15 protein-coding genes and 1 tRNA gene are annotated in these 16071 nt (G+C 64.9%); 8 read left to right on the top strand and 8 right to left on the bottom strand.

What is annotated here, in order from left to right; all coding sequences use genetic code 11:
• The first annotated feature begins 17 nt into the window (after positions 1-17).
• From EAH84_RS03315 to EAH84_RS03300, 4 genes are all read left to right on the top strand, one after another.
• Entirely contained in the window at positions 18-803 is a 786-nt protein-coding gene (locus tag EAH84_RS03315; protein ID WP_140867655.1) for a hypothetical protein, read from the top strand.
• Between the two features lie 125 nt (positions 804-928).
• Complete coding sequence (locus tag EAH84_RS03310) at positions 929-2746, top strand: terminase large subunit domain-containing protein (RefSeq protein WP_140867652.1); 1818 nt, start codon at positions 929-931, stop codon at positions 2744-2746.
• Positions 2746-3756, top strand: a complete 1011-nt coding sequence (locus EAH84_RS03305) for a phage portal protein (protein ID WP_140867649.1) — start codon at positions 2746-2748, stop codon at positions 3754-3756. Before EAH84_RS03310 ends, EAH84_RS03305 begins: the two co-directional genes overlap by 1 nt.
• A gap of 149 nt (positions 3757-3905) precedes the next feature.
• Positions 3906-4700, top strand: coding sequence for a DNA adenine methylase (locus EAH84_RS03300; protein WP_140867646.1), 795 nt, complete (start codon positions 3906-3908; stop codon positions 4698-4700).
• A 67-nt stretch (positions 4701-4767) separates the two neighbouring features.
• Here the strand turns inward: EAH84_RS03300 and EAH84_RS03295 are convergent, their stop codons facing one another.
• The gene (locus EAH84_RS03295) at positions 4768-5133 is read right to left on the bottom strand and encodes an HIRAN domain-containing protein (protein ID WP_140867643.1); all 366 of its coding nucleotides are present in this window, start codon (positions 5131-5133) and stop codon (positions 4768-4770) included.
• Between the two features lie 74 nt (positions 5134-5207).
• Here EAH84_RS03295 and EAH84_RS03290 point away from each other — a divergent pair, with 74 nt between their 5' ends.
• Both EAH84_RS03290 and EAH84_RS03285 read left to right on the top strand, forming a co-directional pair.
• The gene (locus EAH84_RS03290; RefSeq protein ID WP_140867640.1) at positions 5208-5474 is read left to right on the top strand and encodes a hypothetical protein; all 267 of its coding nucleotides are present in this window, start codon (positions 5208-5210) and stop codon (positions 5472-5474) included.
• Positions 5471-5743, top strand: coding sequence for a hypothetical protein (locus tag EAH84_RS03285; protein ID WP_140867636.1), 273 nt, complete (start codon positions 5471-5473; stop codon positions 5741-5743). Before EAH84_RS03290 ends, EAH84_RS03285 begins: the two co-directional genes overlap by 4 nt.
• A 514-nt stretch (positions 5744-6257) precedes the next feature.
• Here EAH84_RS03285 and EAH84_RS03280 read toward each other — a convergent pair.
• The 5 genes from EAH84_RS03280 to moaA form a co-directional block, all read right to left on the bottom strand.
• Positions 6258-6965, bottom strand: coding sequence for a hypothetical protein (locus EAH84_RS03280; protein WP_140867633.1), 708 nt, complete (start codon positions 6963-6965; stop codon positions 6258-6260).
• Entirely contained in the window at positions 6880-8241 is a 1362-nt protein-coding gene (locus tag EAH84_RS03275) for a tyrosine-type recombinase/integrase (protein WP_140867630.1), read from the bottom strand. Before EAH84_RS03275 ends, EAH84_RS03280 begins: the two co-directional genes overlap by 86 nt.
• A 164-nt stretch (positions 8242-8405) precedes the next feature.
• Positions 8406-8480 (bottom strand) — tRNA-Asn (locus EAH84_RS03270).
• A gap of 68 nt (positions 8481-8548) precedes the next feature.
• Entirely contained in the window at positions 8549-9328 is a 780-nt protein-coding gene (locus tag EAH84_RS03265) for an NAD kinase (protein WP_140867627.1), read from the bottom strand.
• Positions 9325-10338: a GTP 3',8-cyclase MoaA gene (gene moaA, locus EAH84_RS03260; RefSeq protein ID WP_140867624.1), complete on the bottom strand. Its 1014-nt coding sequence runs from the start codon at positions 10336-10338 to the stop codon at positions 9325-9327. The genes EAH84_RS03265 and moaA overlap by 4 nt, the downstream gene beginning before the upstream one ends.
• A gap of 108 nt (positions 10339-10446) precedes the next feature.
• Between moaA and EAH84_RS03255 the strand changes: the two genes are divergently transcribed.
• Positions 10447-11712: a putative bifunctional diguanylate cyclase/phosphodiesterase gene (locus EAH84_RS03255; RefSeq protein ID WP_140867622.1), complete on the top strand. Its 1266-nt coding sequence runs from the start codon at positions 10447-10449 to the stop codon at positions 11710-11712.
• Positions 11709-12128 carry a YybH family protein gene (locus EAH84_RS03250; RefSeq protein WP_241656436.1) on the top strand — a complete coding sequence of 140 codons (420 nt, stop codon included), beginning with the start codon at positions 11709-11711 and terminating at the stop codon, positions 12126-12128. Before EAH84_RS03255 ends, EAH84_RS03250 begins: the two co-directional genes overlap by 4 nt.
• A 26-nt stretch (positions 12129-12154) precedes the next feature.
• On the opposite strand, the gene mfd is transcribed toward EAH84_RS03250, so the two are convergent.
• Together mfd and EAH84_RS03240 are read right to left on the bottom strand one after the other, a co-directional pair.
• Positions 12155-15637, bottom strand: a complete 3483-nt coding sequence (mfd, locus tag EAH84_RS03245) for a transcription-repair coupling factor (RefSeq protein ID WP_140867619.1) — start codon at positions 15635-15637, stop codon at positions 12155-12157.
• A gap of 140 nt (positions 15638-15777) precedes the next feature.
• Positions 15778-16044, bottom strand: a complete 267-nt coding sequence (locus tag EAH84_RS03240; RefSeq protein WP_140867616.1) for a succinate dehydrogenase assembly factor 2 — start codon at positions 16042-16044, stop codon at positions 15778-15780.
• Positions 16045-16071 lie beyond the last annotated feature (27 nt).

The following is a 16071-nucleotide window of genomic DNA, read 5'->3' as shown; positions in this document are numbered from 1 at the left end:
GATGGCTGGGAGTGCAAATGCAGCGACCCAGCGATACGGAAATAAAACAGTTCTCATTCACTGATACTGTTTCAGGGGTTGAGATTTCGAGCTCTGATTTTCCAAACGAGGCCCGACAACTTTATTGCCTCTGGCATGGTATGCACTATCTTTATAAACAAATACAGTTTGCTGAAAAAGCCGCTAAGGGCGAGGGTCTTGGAGGTATGTACGCAGACCTTGAAGGTAGCCTAGGACTACCTGATGGAGCTAATTCTTTGCTACCAGTTTTTCATCATTGGTTCGGAGTGACTGCTATCAACTTTTCTCGGCTATTCGCATGGTGCCTCGGGGTTAAGAATGGCGAGTTTTCCAAGCCTTCATATCAGACAAATCGTCAACGTCGGAACGTTTCGAGGTATTGTAGAACTTATGTTCTAAGCCTACAAGAACTCTCTGCTGTCTTGGGATGGCGTAACAAGGTGTTTGCGCACTTTGCGCTTACGGATCCTTATTCCGACGACACACTTTCGACCCTGATGCGATGGTCAGTTTATCCTCTTCGTTTTATCAGTGGTCGATTGTGGATGTCGCCTCCGGACATTGATATAGATGAGAATGCGTTGCGGAGTATAAGTTTTGGTCTTTCTCCGTCTGCTATCGATTGGTCCCTGACCGAGACGTTTAATGCACTCAATCGTCGCTTCCATTTAGATGTTCCGATCATCAAAACCAAAAACGGAGATCGGTTCGGAAAGATGACGTTTCCTATGTCTTTTGAAATTCCGCAAGGTCAGGACGCTGGCCCCGTATCCGATCTTTGAGATGGATCATAAGCCCCGGGGTGAGTGAAAGCACTTGAATGCCAGGGCGCTGCGGGATGAGAACCGGATTCTCCCGCTGTTACTGCTGAAAGGCACCGAGCTTTGCCGAATAGGGTCGCGGCGATATGGCGACCGCCCCTACCCCGTTGCTGGCGGATCCGCGCACGTTGCCCGAGGGCGAGCGGCGTCGGCCCGCGCGCAGCCTGTATTGGCGCGGGTGGAGCTATGCGCAGATCGCGGACGAGCTGGCGCTCAAATACGACACGGTGAAGAGCTGGTGCCGGCGCGATCGGTGGGACGATGCGCCGTCGATCCGCAAGCTGGAGGATTGCCTCGAGACGCGGCTGATGGTGCTGATCGCCAAGGAGCGGAAGACCGGCGCGGATTATACCGAGCTCGACGCGCTGCGCCGCCAGGTCGAAAGCCTGGCCAAGGTGCGGCGATACGAAGCGCCGGGCGGGCACGGCGGGGACCTCAACGACAAGGTCGCCAACCGCAACGCCGGCGAACGCAAGAAGGCGCAGAAGAACCACTTCAGCGCCGAGGCGGCCGAGCGGCTGAAGGCGATCTTCCTCGATCAGCTCTATGGCTATCAGCAGGCGTGGCTCGATGCGCTGAGTTTCCGGACGCGGATGATCCTGAAATCGCGCCAGATCGGCGCGACCTATTATTTCGCGTTCGAGGCGTTGATCGACGCGATCGAGACCGGGCGCAACCAGATCTTCCTGTCGGCGTCGAAGGCGCAGGCGCATCAGTTTCGCAGCTACATCGTCAGTTTCGCCAAGCTGGTCGGGGTCGACCTGAAGGGCGATCCGATGCTGATCACGTCGGAATTGCGGCCCAGTGACGAGGCCGCGGCCGAGCTGCATTTCCTCGGCACCAATTTCCGCACCGCGCAGGGGCGGCACGGCAATTTCTATTTCGACGAGTTCTTCTGGGTCCATAGCTTCGAGGAGTTGAACAAGGTCGCCAGCGGGATGGCGACGCACAAGAAGTGGCGGAAGACCTATTTTTCGACGCCGTCGACGATCGCGCATCCCGCGCACCCCTATTGGACCGGCGAGCGGCGCAACCGGCGACGCCGGAAGGTCGATCGGGTGTCGATCGACGTCAGCCACGCCGCGCTTAAGGATGGCGCGCAAGGACCGGACCGGGTGTGGCGGCACATCGTCACGATCGAGGACGCCGAGGCGGCGGGGTGCGACCTGTTCGACATCGACGAGCTGCGCGACGAATATGCGCCCGACGAGTTCGCCAACCTGTTCGGATGCGAATTCGTCGACGACAGCCTGTCGGCGTTCCGGTTCAACGACCTGGTCGCGTGCGGGTGCGACACGCTGGTCGAGTGGACCGACGTCCGCCCCGACGGGGCGCGGCCCTATGGCGATCGCGCCGTCTGGGCGGGCTATGATCCGCAGAACAGCGAGAATGGCGACAATGCCTCGCTGACGATCGCGGCACCCCCGCTGACCGAGGGCGGGGCGTTCCGGCTGCTCGAGAAGCACCCGTTGCGCGGGCTCGATTTCGAGGAGCAGGCGACGTTCATCAAGGCGATGCTCAAACGGTATAATTGCACCTACCTCGGCATCGATGCGACCGGGGTCGGCGCCGGTGTCTACCAGCTGCTCGCCAAACCCGACAGCGGGCTGCGCGGCGTTACCAAGATCGAATATTCGCTCGAGGTGAAGGCGGCGATGGTCATGAAGGCGCAGCATACCATCGCGCGCGGGCGGATCGCGTTCGATGCCGGTTGGCTCGACGTCGTGTCGTCGTTCGTGTCGATCAAGAAGACGCTGACCACGTCGGGGCGCAACGTGACCTTCAAGGCCGGGCGCGGGGGCGATGACGGCCACGCCGATCTCGCCTGGTCGATCATGCATATCCTCATCAACGAGCCGCTCGACGGCAAGGCGAAGCCGACCGCCACCATGGAGATCATCTGATGCAGCAGCTGCCAATGATGGGGGTGCATGACGACGCCGCCCAGGGACTCGAGGCGTTCACCTTCGGCGAGCCCGAATCGGTGCTCGATCGGCGCGAGCTGCTCGACATGGCGGAATGCTGGCACAACGGCCGGTGGTACGAACCGCCGGTGTCACGCGACGGTCTGGCGCGGGCGTTTCGCGTGTCGGCGCATCACAGCTCGGCGATCCTGCTTAAGCGCAACCTGCTCGTCGCCTCGCTCGAGCCGACGCCGTATCTGTCGCGCGCGACGTTCGCGAAGGCGGTGCAGGATTACCTGGTGTTCGGCGATGCGTATCTGACGCGGGTCACGAACCGGCTGGGGGGCACGATGCGGCTCGATTATTCGCCGGCGAAATATACGCGGCGGGGGGTGGCGCCGGGGGCGTTCTTCTACGTGCCGGGCTATGTCGTCGAGACCGAGTTTCCGGTCGGTAGCGTGATCCAGGTGCTGCAGCCCGATCTCAACCAGGAAATCTATGGCGTGCCCGAATATATCAGCGCGTTGCAGTCGGCGTTGCTCAACGAAGCGGCGACGTTGTTCCGGCGCCGCTATTACCTCAACGGCAGCCATGCGGGCTTCATCCTCTATGCGACGGGCGGGTTCGCCGAGGGCGATATCGACAAGATGCGGGAGGCGCTGAAGGCGTCGAAGGGGCCGGGCAATTTCCGCAACATGTTCGTCCACGCCCCCGACGGCAAGGAACATGGGATCAAGATCGTGCCGATCGCCGAGGTGGGGGCGAAGGATGAATTTCTGGGCATCAAGAACGCGACCCAGGCCGACGTGCTGGCGGCGCACCGGGTGCCGCCCCAGCTGCTCGGCATCGTGCCAGCGCAAGGCTCCGCGTTCGGTAATCCGACCGAGGCGAAGGATACGTTCTTCGACCTCGAGATCGAGCCGCTCCAGTCGGCGTTCCTCGAGGTCAACGATCGGGTTGGGGTGGAGGCGGTGCGATATCGCGCGCGGGTGGCGGCAGCGGCCGCTTGAGTTTCCGTCCCGGCGCATAGCCGGGCGGGGGGAACCGGGTTGCAGCCCGGATCACCGACGAGAAGGACCTCGCCACGACCAACCGGCCAATCGGCCGTCCCGCACCCGAGTCGCTCGGGCGGGATTTCTACGAGGCGAGTTTTTCCAACATGACCACCACCAAAATCCGTCCGGTCGCGCCTGCGGCCGGGTATATCGGGGGCAAGCGCAACCTGGCCTCCCGGATCGTCGCGATGATCCAGGCAATCGACCACGACGCCTATGCCGAGCCGTTCGTGGGGATGGGCGGCATCTTCCTGCGGCGACGGCGCGCGCCGCGGCTGGAATATATCAACGACGTGTCGGGCGACGTCGCGACGTTTTTTCGCGTGCTCCAGGAGCATTATGCCTATTTCGTCGACATGCTGCGGTTTCGGGTTGCGAGCCGGGCGGAGTTCGAGCGGCTGCGCGCGATCCCGCCCGAGCGGCTGACCGACCTGCAGCGGGCGGCGCGTTTCCTGTATCTGCAGCGGCTGGCATTCGGCGGGAAGGTCGAGCAGCGGCATTTCGGCGTCGACCGGACGCAGGGTGCGCGGTTCAACATCACCAAGCTCGAGCCGATGCTCGCCGACATCCATGAGCGACTGGCCGGGGTGGTGATCGAGCAGCTCGCCTATGCCGATTTCATTCGTCGGTATGATCGGCCGGGGATGCTGTTCTATCTCGACCCGCCCTATTGGGGGTGCGAGACCGATTACGGCCAGGACGTGTTCGGGCGCGCGGATTTCGAGGCGCTGGCCGATGTGCTGGCAGGGATCAAGGGACGGTTCCTGATGTCGGTCAACGACAACCCGAGTGTGCGGGCGACGTTCGGGCGGTTCGCGATCGCGCCGATCGAGACGACGTACACGCTGGGGCGGGACAATGGGCAACGGGCGGGGGAGCTGATCGTGTCGAGCTGCTGACCGTCACGAAGATCACCCGGTTTAATGGCGGCGCCCTAGTAGGTGCCGCCGTTTACTTCCGAGGTGGTCAAGCACCCCAATCGAACGGTTCATCCTCGACGGTCGGGCGCGGGGCAGGGAGCGTCACCGTGCCGCCCCCGAACCGGACGCGGATCACCGCGGCGTGGCGACCGTGATCCTGGAACAATGCTTCGAACGCCTCACCCGAGCCGATCCGGGCGCCGATCCATCCGCAGCGCTCGGCGGTGAGATAGCCGAGCTGGATCGCGCGACAGCTGACGACCGCGACCGCGCGCGGATCCGCTTTGTTGCGGGGTTCGCGGACCAGGTGGACGGGTTCGCCTGGCACGCACAGTGCCATCTCGAAGCGGCGATTGCTGCGATCGGCGTTGGGAAAATCGAGGCCGACGACCGCGAGGCTGAGTTCATTCATCATGCTGCCTATTGGAACAAAGGTGGAACGCCCTTAGATCGGTCGTCGGCGATTCGGCAAGCGACGGAGGTGATATGGCGATGGGCATGGCGATGGTGCGGGCGCAGCCTGATCCTCGCGTCGCGCTTGCCGCGCTGGCAAGGGGAAGGGGAGAGGCGCTTGCGCCGCTGTCGCGGATGCTAGGGCGACCGTCTTGGTATCTGGGTGATTTCGTGCGCCGCGGCACGCCGACCGCGCTGTCGATCCAGGAGCATCGCCGTCTGGCCGACTATTTCGGGGTGGATGACCGTGCGCTCGGGATCCGTGATCTCTGGGTATGCGACGCGACGGTGGCGGCGTGAAGAGGGTCAGCCGCGAAACGCTGCGGATGCGGCTGATCATCGGACTGCAGGTGCGCAAGCCGTATGAGCGGCGCGAGCTCGGGCTGATCACCGTCGACGTGATCGAGCGCGTCGTCGACGATATGCTGATGCGGATCATGGGGCGGCCCGAAAGCGAAGCCTTGATCTTGCAGCCCAGCGCGGCCGGCCCGCCGCTCTCGCCACGCATCGGTGTGTGGGGCGTGGACGAGCCGCATCCCTTTCCTGATATGCCGTTCGCCGATCACTGACCGAAGAGCGCGCGTGCCAGGCGCCGGGCGATGAGGGCGCTGGTCACGACCGACGTCAGCGTGATCGCGACTAGCGCCGCGACCTCGAGCAGCTGGAGGCAGCGGCGCACCCTCGACATCGATCGGAGGATGGCAGGCTGGTCGCGAGGCCGCCAGCCCCCTCCGCGCTCCGACCCCGGAAGGCGCGCTTTTCCCCCCGCCTCGCCCGCGCACTTTTCGTGGCAATTTTGGTGCGGTTATCGACCCATCCGCCCACGAGGAGGCCGATGCCGCGGCACGCCGTGATCGACAGCCTCGTTAGCCGGTGCGCTTTGGTGCACTTCTCGTTTCAGCGGGGGCCACGCCGGTGATTTCTCGGCACGGTCCTTGCTCTTTCCCCCTCGCCGAGCCCGTGGCGGCGCAAGCCGCCTCGTCCGACCGCCGAGTCTTGGCGATCGGGTGATCAGGTTGGGGTCGTCCGGCTGGGGGGAATGACAAATCAGCGCATGTCCTCGCTTCAGCGAGGGCATTCCTTCTATTCTTTATCTCCACAGGGCCGATTCAATCCGTTCAACGGATTTGCACTCCTAAGGACATGGTCGAGACCGGCCAGCGTCGCTCGAAGTGCAGGGTCGGTGACACCGGCGATGATCGCGGTAGGACTTGTCGTTGCCGCGCGGGTGGCCCTTGCCGCCTCATCCGACCGTCGCTGTTGCTCCTCGCTCGGCCGCCGCAGCATCCGACGCACTAAGTCGGCCGCCCCCTTCGGAAGACCGAAGAAATAGGCGTTCGAGATCTGCTCGACATATTGTTCGGGGCGGGCCGGATCGTCGACCAGCCTGGTCCGTCGGACCCAGTCGAGAAAGCCATGCTGTTTGAGGCGCGCCAGCGCCGCGGCGATTGCGCTCCGCGATCGATGCAGCTGATCGGCTAGCCATTTCAGCGAGGGATCAAGACGGCCGCCCCGCTTGCCGCGCAAACGAAGCATGAAGCGCATGATTTCGAGTGCGATATAGCCTAGCGCGCCGTTACGCTTCCCCGGCTTCTTCGTCTCGCGATCGTATTGCTCGACCGCCCGCATCCGTGCGTTGTGCTCTGACTTCGAGAACGTGTTGTAGCGCCGCCAGAGGTCAAGTTCACGATCGCCAGCGTGACGGCTATGCCGATGGACCGGTTGCAGCGTGCGCGTCGGCCGGCTGCGAAACATGCCGGCGATCAACGATTGAGCTGACTGCGCGCTCATGCCGCAATCGCCGCTTTTGGCGTTCCGACGTGCCGCGCTGCTCCTCCAGCAGGGCAGGGGCGGCGGGCAGCCCCGCCATCAGGAGATCTGCCCACTCCTGCGCGAGTTCGCGGCGCCTGCCCATGTAAAGCGAGCGATTGTAGGATGGCTCGACACCGTTCTGGATGTGGGCGAGCATCAGTTCGATCACGGCGCGGTCGTGCGCTCGATCGTACAACGCCGCGCGTTCGTTCATGATTGTAGAGAAGGTCGCGCGCCAGCCATGCGGGCAGTGCTCGTCCTGAAAACCGGCCTCGCGGTATAGCTTGCTGAGGGTGTTGTCGCCCATCGGCTTGTGGACGTGATGGGCCGACGGAAAGACCAGCGGCGCATGACGCCCCCCCATCTCGATCGCAGTGTTTACTACCTCGACCGCCTGCGTCGAGAGCGGCAGCACGAATTCGAAGGCCGGATCCTGTCGGCGATCGGCGCTGAGTTTCATCTTCGCCGCAGGTACCCGCCAGATTGGGGCATCCCCACCTAGCCCTTCGAATTCCTCCGGCGCCGCCATCCGGACCATGCCCGGTCGAGCCGCGGTCAGCGCCAACAGCCGACCGGCCAGCTTCGTCACCGCATAGGCGTTGAGCGTCTCGCTCCTGCGGAGAACCTGCTGCGCGTCTCCCAGCTTCGTCACTGCTGGCCGCAGCCCGCGCGGCACCGCCGGCAACGCCTTGCGAACCGTTTGCGCCGGGTCGGCTTCTCCCCATCCTCTGGCGATCGCGAACACGAAGATGTCGGAGATATGCTGCCTTAGTCGGTGCGCGATATCGATCGACCCGCGGTTGGCGATCGGCATGATCGCCGCCAGGACAAGCGACGGCGTGACATCGCGGATCGGGATCGAGCCGAACACCGGAAAGATGTCCGCCTGGAACCGCTGAAGGATCTGTTTGGCATAGCGCGGCTTCAGCGTCTTGGCACGATCGACATGCCACAGCAGCATCACCGTGCGAAAGCTGTTGTCGCACGCTTGTGCGCGCGCCGCTGCTTTCTGTTTTCGTGTCACGTTCGGATCGATTCCGTCGCGGATGAGCATGCGCGCCTGATCGCGTCGATCGCGCGCTTCCAACAACGAGACCTCCGGATATCCACCGAAGGTCAGCCGCTTCTGTCGGCCGCCATAGCGATACTGAAATCGCCAGGACCGATACCCAGTTGTCGTCACAAAAAGAAAGAGGCCGCGCTCGTCGGGAAGCTGGTAGGCGACGTCCAACGGTTTCGCTTTGCGACAGACCATGTCGGTCAGCAACGTCCGAACCTCTCGCCGATGGCACCACCGATGGCACCAAATCTGCCACGCTTTGATGATCGAAGATGATCCGCCATGATCGTGTTTCTTGCCCTATCGCCTTGCCGAAGCAAGGTTTTTGAGCAGACCTGATCGGCGTGAAATGCCGCGACTGGCTCCCTGAGTAGGATTCGAACCTACGGCCGCTCGATTAACAGTCGAGAGCTCTACCGCTGAGCTATCAGGGAATATTCCGTCGCGGGAGCGGGCTCTATACCGCGCCGGTTAGCCGATGCAACCCCGCACCGCCGCGGGTTCAGCCGATGAACTGCTCCATCGTGATGCGATCGTCGAGCGCGTGTTCGGGGTCGAACAGGAGCGTCAGTTCACGCGACCGGTCCATCCCGATCGACAGCTCCCGGATCTCGCGGACTTCGTGCTGGTCGGCGACCGCAGAGACCGGGCGTTTGGCGGGATCGAGCACCCGCATCGTGATCCGCGCCTTGTCGGTCAGGATCGCGCCACGCCAGCGGCGCGGGCGGAACGGGCTGATCGGGGTAAGGGCCAGCAGGTTCGATCCCAGCGGCAGGATCGGCCCCTGCGCGGACAAATTGTACGCGGTCGATCCCGCCGGTGTCGCGACGAGGACGCCGTCGCACGCCAGTTCGGGCATCACGACGCGTTCGTTGACGGTGATCTCCAGCTTCGCGGTCTGCCGGGTCTCCCGCAGCAGCGACACCTCGTTGATCGCGGACAGGTGATGGACCCGCCCGTCCGCCGCGGTGACGGTCGCGATCAGGGGAACGACCTGAAACGGCTTGGCGCGCGCCAGCCGATCGTCGAGCCCGTGGTCGCGCCATTCGTTCATCAGGAATCCGACCGTGCCCAGATTCATCCCGAACACGGGAACCGCTGGCTTGCGGCGATCGAGCATCCGGTGGAGCACCTGGAGCATATAGCCATCGCCGCCGAGCGCGATGATCACGTCGGCGTCCTGCGGGTCGACCCAGTCGGCGGAATCCGCCAGCTCGCGCGCGGCGGCCTGTGCGGGGGCGGTCGGCGAGGCGAGCAGCGCGCGCCGTTCGTACCGGTTCATCCCCCGGTGACGCTCATGTGACGCGCTACCGCGGGCGCGGCGCCCGGTTCGATTCGGAAATCATGGCGTTTGGGCTTGATCCGCAGCGCCTCGTCGATCGCGGCATCGAGCGCGGCGGTACCGCCTTCGCGCAGCGCGGTCTTCAAATCGACCTGATCGTCATGCCCGAGGCACGCGTACAGCCTGCCCTCTGTCGTCAGTCGCACGCGGTTGCACCCGTCGCAGAAATTGGCGGTGAGCGGCGAGATCAGCCCGAGCTTAGTGCCGCTGTCCGCGACCCGCCAATAGCGCGCGGGGCCGCCGCTGCGATACGTGTCGCGGGTGAGGTCGAACGTGCCCGACAGCGCGTCGAACACCCGCGTCAGCGGCACGAAGCGATCGGTCCGGTCCTCGTCGATCGCGCCCAGCGGCATCGTCTCGATCAGCGACAGGTCCAGACCCTGATCGACGCACCATGCCAGCATCGGCGCGATCTCGTCCTCGTTCAACCCCGCGAGCGCGACCATGTTGATTTTCACGCGCAGGCCAGCCGCTTGTGCCGCGGCGATCCCGCCAAGCACGTGATCGACGTCGCCGTGGCGGGTGATGTAGCGGAAGCGGTCGGGGTCGCGGCTGTCGAGGCTGACGTTGATCCGGCGGATACCCGCGTCGGCGAGCATCGTCGCATGCTCGGCAAGCCGCGTCGCGTTGGTCGTCATCGTCAGTTCGTGGAGGCCATGCCCGACATGCGCACCCAACCTGCGGACGAGGTCGCCGACATCGCTGCGGACGAGCGGTTCGCCGCCCGACAGCCGGATCTTGGTGACACCGCGCGCGATGAAGCGTTCGGCGATGATCGCGATCTCTTCGAGCGCCAGCAATGCGCGGCGCGGAAGAAACGTCATCTTTTCCGCCATGCAATAGCGGCAGCGCAGGTCGCAACGGTCGGTCACCGAGATGCGCAGATATTCGATGTGCCGCCCGTGGGCGTCGATCATGCCGGGGGCGGGGGTCGGGGAAGCGCTGGCCATGCCGACGAGCTAGGGTGTGGCGGAGGCGACAACAACCCCAAACCACGCATTGGCCCCGGCGCGTACGCGCCCATTGGACTTGGCGCGCTCCCTCGCTACGGCTGGGTCATGACCGATCGACGCACGACGCTGGCCGGACGGGCCGACGATCCTACCATGGCGCCGGTGCGCACACTGATCGCGACGCGGATCGAGGCCGAGGCACCCGCGGCGGTCATCCTCGTCGCGCTGTCGCGGGTCGACATCGTCAACGCCGCCTATGGTCGTCCGACCGGCGATGCGCTGATCGAGGCGGTCGGCACCGTGATCGCGCGGATTGCCGCCGACACCGGCGCGACACTGGCCGCCCTTGGCGGGGTCGAATTCGCGCTCGGCGTCCCCGGCGATCTCGCGGCGGCCCACGAGGTCGCCGGTTGCCTGACCGCGGCGCTCACCGAACCGTTCGTGGTGAGCGGTATCCGCGCGCTGGTCGGCCATCGGATCGGGCTCGCCGTGACGATTCCCGGAGACGACACCACTGGTTTGCTGCGCAAGGCACGCGAGGCGCTGACCGCGGCCAAGGCAAGCGACGGGACGACGATGCGCATCGCTGCGGCGGAGGACGTCGCCCCGCTCGACGAACTCGCGGTCGATCTTCATCACGCGATCGAACGCGGCGAAATCGACATCGTGTTCCAGCCGCAGGTCGAAATCGCGACCGGGCGGATCACCGGGGTCGAGGCGCTCGCGCGCTGGGATCACGGGCGGCTTGGTGCGATCGGCGCCGAAACGCTGTTCGCCGCCGCGGATCGCGCCGACCTCGGCGTCGCGCTGTCGGATCATATCCAGCAGCTGGTTCTCAGCCGCGCCGCGGCGTGGGGGAAGGCGCTGGGGGCGTTGCGCGTCGCGCTCAACCTCACCGCCGCTGACGTCACCCGCCCGGGGTTCGCCAAGCTGTTCCTGGCCCGGATCGACGCCAGCGGCTTTCCGCGCGGGCGGCTCACGATCGAGATCACCGAGACCGGGCTGATCCGCGACCTCCCCGCCGTCGCCACGCTGCTCGCGGACCTGCGTGGCGCGGGTTGCCGGGTCGCGATCGACGATTTCGGGACGGGTTATTCCAGCCTCGCTTATCTCAAATCACTCCCGCTCGATTACCTCAAGATCGACAAGTCGCTAACCACCGACATCGACGGGTCGGCGCGCGACCGGGTGGTGGTGCGCGGGGTAATCGACATCGCGCGCGCGCTCGGGGTGGCGGTGATCGCGGAGGGGGTCGAGACCGAGGCCCAGTTGCGGTTGCTCGCCGCCGACGGCTGCGATTACTATCAGGGATTCCTGCTGGCCGGCGCACTCGGCGAAACCGCGCTCGCCGCGCTGATGGAGAAGCAATGATGCTGCGCAGCATGTTCCTTGCCGCCGCGCTGATCGCCGCCCCCGCCGCCACGCCGCAGCAAGCGGTAACCGCGGCGATGACCGACAGCGCGGCGGGATGGAATGCGGGCGACCTCGACCGGTTCGTCGCGATCTATGCGGACGATGCGGTGTTCGTGACGCCCAAGGGATTGCTGCGCGGCAAAACCGACATCGCGGATCATTACCGCCCCAGCTTTGCCAAGGGCGGCAACACGCGCGGCAACCTGACCTTCCAGATGCTGGCGCACCGCACAATCAGTGATGTCCACCAACTATTGTTCGCGCGGTGGATCCTCACGCCCTCGGATGGCGGTACGGTGGATCAGGGGATGACGACCTTGCTTTTCGAACGTCGCAAGGACGGGTGGAAGATCATCTCCGACCACAGCAGCTAAATTCCTCTCCCATCGGGAGAGGGGTATCAACCCATCGCCTTCGCCAGCCCCTTCGACAGTTGCAGCGCACCGTGCAGTCGTGCCTTCGCATCGGGCCAGGCGCGTTGCAGCACCAGCTTCGAATCGGGGCGCAGCTTGGCCACCCCGTTGAGCCGCTCGACATAGGCGAGCAGGCCGTCGATGTTGGCGGGCTTGTCGTCGTGGAACGACACCAGCACGCCCCGCGCGCCGACGTCGATCTTGGCGATGCACGCCTTCTTGGCGTTCAACTTGATCTCGATGACCTTGATCAGGTTCTCGGTCGGATCGGGCAGCGGGCCGAACCGGTCGATCATCTCCGCGGCGAACGCCTCGATATCGTGCGCTTCGTCGACCTCGTTGAGGCGGCGATACAGCCCCATCCGCAGATCGAGATCGGGGACATATTCTTCGGGGATCAGGATCGGCGCATCGACCGTGATCTGCGGCGAGAAATCGCGCGGGCGCAGCGCGTGGCCGCCCGCCTTGGCGTCCATGATCGCCTCTTCGAGCATCGACTGGTAGAGTTCGAATCCCACCTCGCGGATATGCCCCGATTGTTCGTCGCCGAGCATGTTGCCGGCGCCGCGGATGTCGAGATCGTGGCTCGCGAGCTGGAAGCCCGCGCCGAGCGAATCGAGATCGGAGAGGACTTTGAGCCGCTTTTCGGCGGTGTCGGTTAGCTGGCGTTCGGGGGGCGTGACCAGATAGGCATAGGCGCGCGTCTTCGATCGCCCGACCCGCCCGCGCAGCTGATAGAGTTGCGCCAGCCCGAACCGGTCCGCGCGGTGGATGATCATCGTGTTGGCCGACGCGATGTCGATCCCGCTCTCGATGATCGTGGTCGACACGAGCACCTCGAACTTCTTGTCGTAGAACGCGCTCATCCGCTCCTCGACCTGCGTCGCGCTCATCTGGCCGTGCGCGACGACGTAGCGAATCTCGGGCACTTCGTTGCGGAGATACTCCTCGATATCGGGCAGGTCGGCGACCCGCGGGGTGACGATGAAGCTCTGCCCGCCGCGATAATGTTCGCGCAGCAACGCCTCGCGCAGCACGATCGGGTCCCACGGCATGATATAGGTCCGCACCGCAAGGCGATCGACCGGGGGGGTCTGGATCACCGACAATTCGCGGATGCCGCTCATCGCCATCTGCAGCGTCCGCGGGATCGGGGTCGCGGTCAGCGTCAGCATGTGGACGTCCGCACGCAACGCCTTGAGCCGTTCCTTATGGGTCACCCCGAACCGCTGTTCTTCGTCGACGACGACGAGCCCCAGCCGCTTGAAATCGATCGACTTGGCGAGCAGCGCGTGGGTGCCGACGACGATGTCGATCGTGCCCTCGGCGAGCCCGTCCTTGGTCGCTTTCGCCTCGGCGGCGGGGACCAGCCGGCTGAGCCGCCCGATCCGCATCGGAAAGCCTTCGAACCGGCCGACGAAATTGTTGAAATGCTGACGCGCGAGCAGCGTCGTCGGGCAGACGATCGCGACCTGCTTGCCCGCCATCGCCGCGATGAACGCGGCGCGCAGCGCGACCTCGGTCTTGCCGAAGCCGACATCGCCGACGATCAGCCGGTCCATCGGTTTGCCCGCGGCGAGATCACCGATCACGTCGTCGATCGCGCGATCCTGGTCGTCGGTTTCCTCGTACGGGAAGCGATCGACGAAACTGGGATAGCCGCTGTGGTCGGGTTCGAGGACGTCGCCCGGGTGGAGCGCTCGTTCCGCCGCGGTTGCGATCAGCTCGCCCGCGATCTCGCGAATCCGCTCCTTCATCTTCGACTTGCGGCGCTGCCACGCCTCGCCGCCCAGCCGATCGAGCGTCGCGCCCTCGTCGCTCGAGCCGTAGCGCGATAGCACTTCGAGATTTTCGACCGGGACGAACAGCTTGTCGCCACCCGCATATTCGAGCGCGACGCAATCATGCGGGCTGTTGCCGACCGGGATCGAGGTCAGCCCGATATATTTGCCGATCCCGTGGTCCATATGGACGACGAGGTCGCCGGGGGTCAGCATCGCCAGTTCGGCGAGGAACGCGTCGGCCGATTTCTTGCGCTTGTTACGCCGGATCAGCCGGTCACCGAGCATGTCCTGTTCGGTGAGCAGCGCGATGCCCGGCGCGGTGAAGCCATGATCGAGCGGCAGGACAACGAGCGCGACGCCCGCGCTCTTGCTCGTATCCGCGATGCCCAGCGCCTCGTGCCATGTCTCGGCGGCCTTGGCGCCGCGCAGCCCGTGATCCTTGAGCAAATTGCCAAGCCGCTCGCGCGCGCCGACCGAATAGCTCGCGAGCACGGGTTTGCGGCCATCCTTGCGGAGCGCGTCGAGATGCGCGACCACCGCCTCGTACAGATTGCCCCCCCCGGCGCGCTCCGGCCCGAAATCGCGCGCACCGTCGACCCCGAAATCGATCACCTGCGTGGTGTCGGGTTCGTGGAACGGCGACAGCGCGTGGGTCGTCGCCTGCGCCTGCTCCTCGGCCCATTCATCGGCGTCGAGATAGAGCGATTTGGCGGGGAGGGGACGGAAGCTGCCCGGCTTGGCGCCCTCGGCGCGTTTCCGGTTTTCGTAATAATCCGCGATCGAATCGAGCCGCCCCTGCGCCGCCGCGGGGGTGTTCGCATCGCGGAGCACGATGTCGTCATCGCGCAGATGGTCGAACAGCGTCGCGAGTCTGTCCTCGAACAGCGGCAGCCAATGTTCCATCCCCGCCAGCCGTCGGCCCTCGCTGATCGCCTGGTAGAGCGGATCGCCGGTCGCGGTCGCGCCGAATGTTTCGCGATAGCGCGCGCGGAAACGCTTGATCGACTCCTCGTCGAGCAACGCCTCCGACGCGGGCAGCAGCGTGAAGCCGTCGAGCCGCCCGGTGGTGCGCTGGTCCTGCGGATCGAAGGTGCGGACCACCTCGATCTCGTCGCCGAAAAAATCGAGCCGCAGCGCCTGTTCCTCGCCGCTCGGGAACAGATCGACGATCCCGCCGCGCACCGCATATTCTCCCTGATCGTGAACGGTGTCGGTGCGGACATAGCCGTTGGCCTGGAGCAGCACCGCCAGCTTGTCGCGATCGATCCGCTCGCCGGGCTTCAGCGTTGCGACCAGCTGGCGGATCCGGAACGGGGTCAGCACGCGCTGGGTCGCGGCGTTGGCGGTGGTCAGGAACAGCTGCGGCCCGGCGGGCTTTTGCTGGAGCTTGTGGAGCGCCGCGACGCGCTCCGCCATGACGCGCAACGTCGGCGACGCGCGGTCATAGGGCAGGCAATCCCACGCGGGGAAGCTGACGACTTCCAGATCGGGGGCGAAGAACGGTGCGGTCCCCGCGACCGCGCGCATCGCATTCTCATCGGGCGCGATGAACACGGTACGCCCGCCGCCGTTGCCCTGCGCCACCCCGCGCGCGAGATCAGCGAGCAGCGACGGCTGGAATCCGGTCGGTACACCCGACAACGTCAGCGGGTGGGTGGTGGAAAGGATCATCTTGAGATCGGGCATTCGCAACTCGCTCCCCTCCCTTTCAAGGGAGGGGCTGGGGGTGGGTAGCGTCCGGGTGATGCGGACGGGTAAAACAATTGGGATGCCGTGACGTCAAGCCGCGCCCCACCCCAATCCCTCCCTTGAAAGGGAGGGGCAAATCAATGGCTGACCGGCACGAAATCCAACGACCGCATCGCCTGCATCATCGCGCCGTCCCATCGCGGGGGACACGGGATCGATCCGATCGCCCAGCCCATGATGTCGACATCCTGCTCCTCGAGCAGCGCCTCGAACCAATCGAGCTGATCGAGACTCCACGACGCGCCGTGGCGATCGAAGAAACCGCCAATCATCAGGTCGGCCTCCTTGGTGCCGCGGTGCCAGCTGCGGAAGCGCAGGCGTTTCAGGCGAATGTCGTGGTTCAACGGGTTTCCCAACGCAAAGAGCCGACA

Origin of the sequence: Sphingomonas oligophenolica, assembly GCF_006438955.1 — a bacterium.
Taxonomy (GTDB): domain Bacteria; phylum Pseudomonadota; class Alphaproteobacteria; order Sphingomonadales; family Sphingomonadaceae; genus Sphingomonas; species Sphingomonas oligophenolica_A.
The sequence above is the reverse complement of the archived record's forward strand: the minus strand, read 5'-3'. Positions and strand labels throughout refer to the sequence as shown.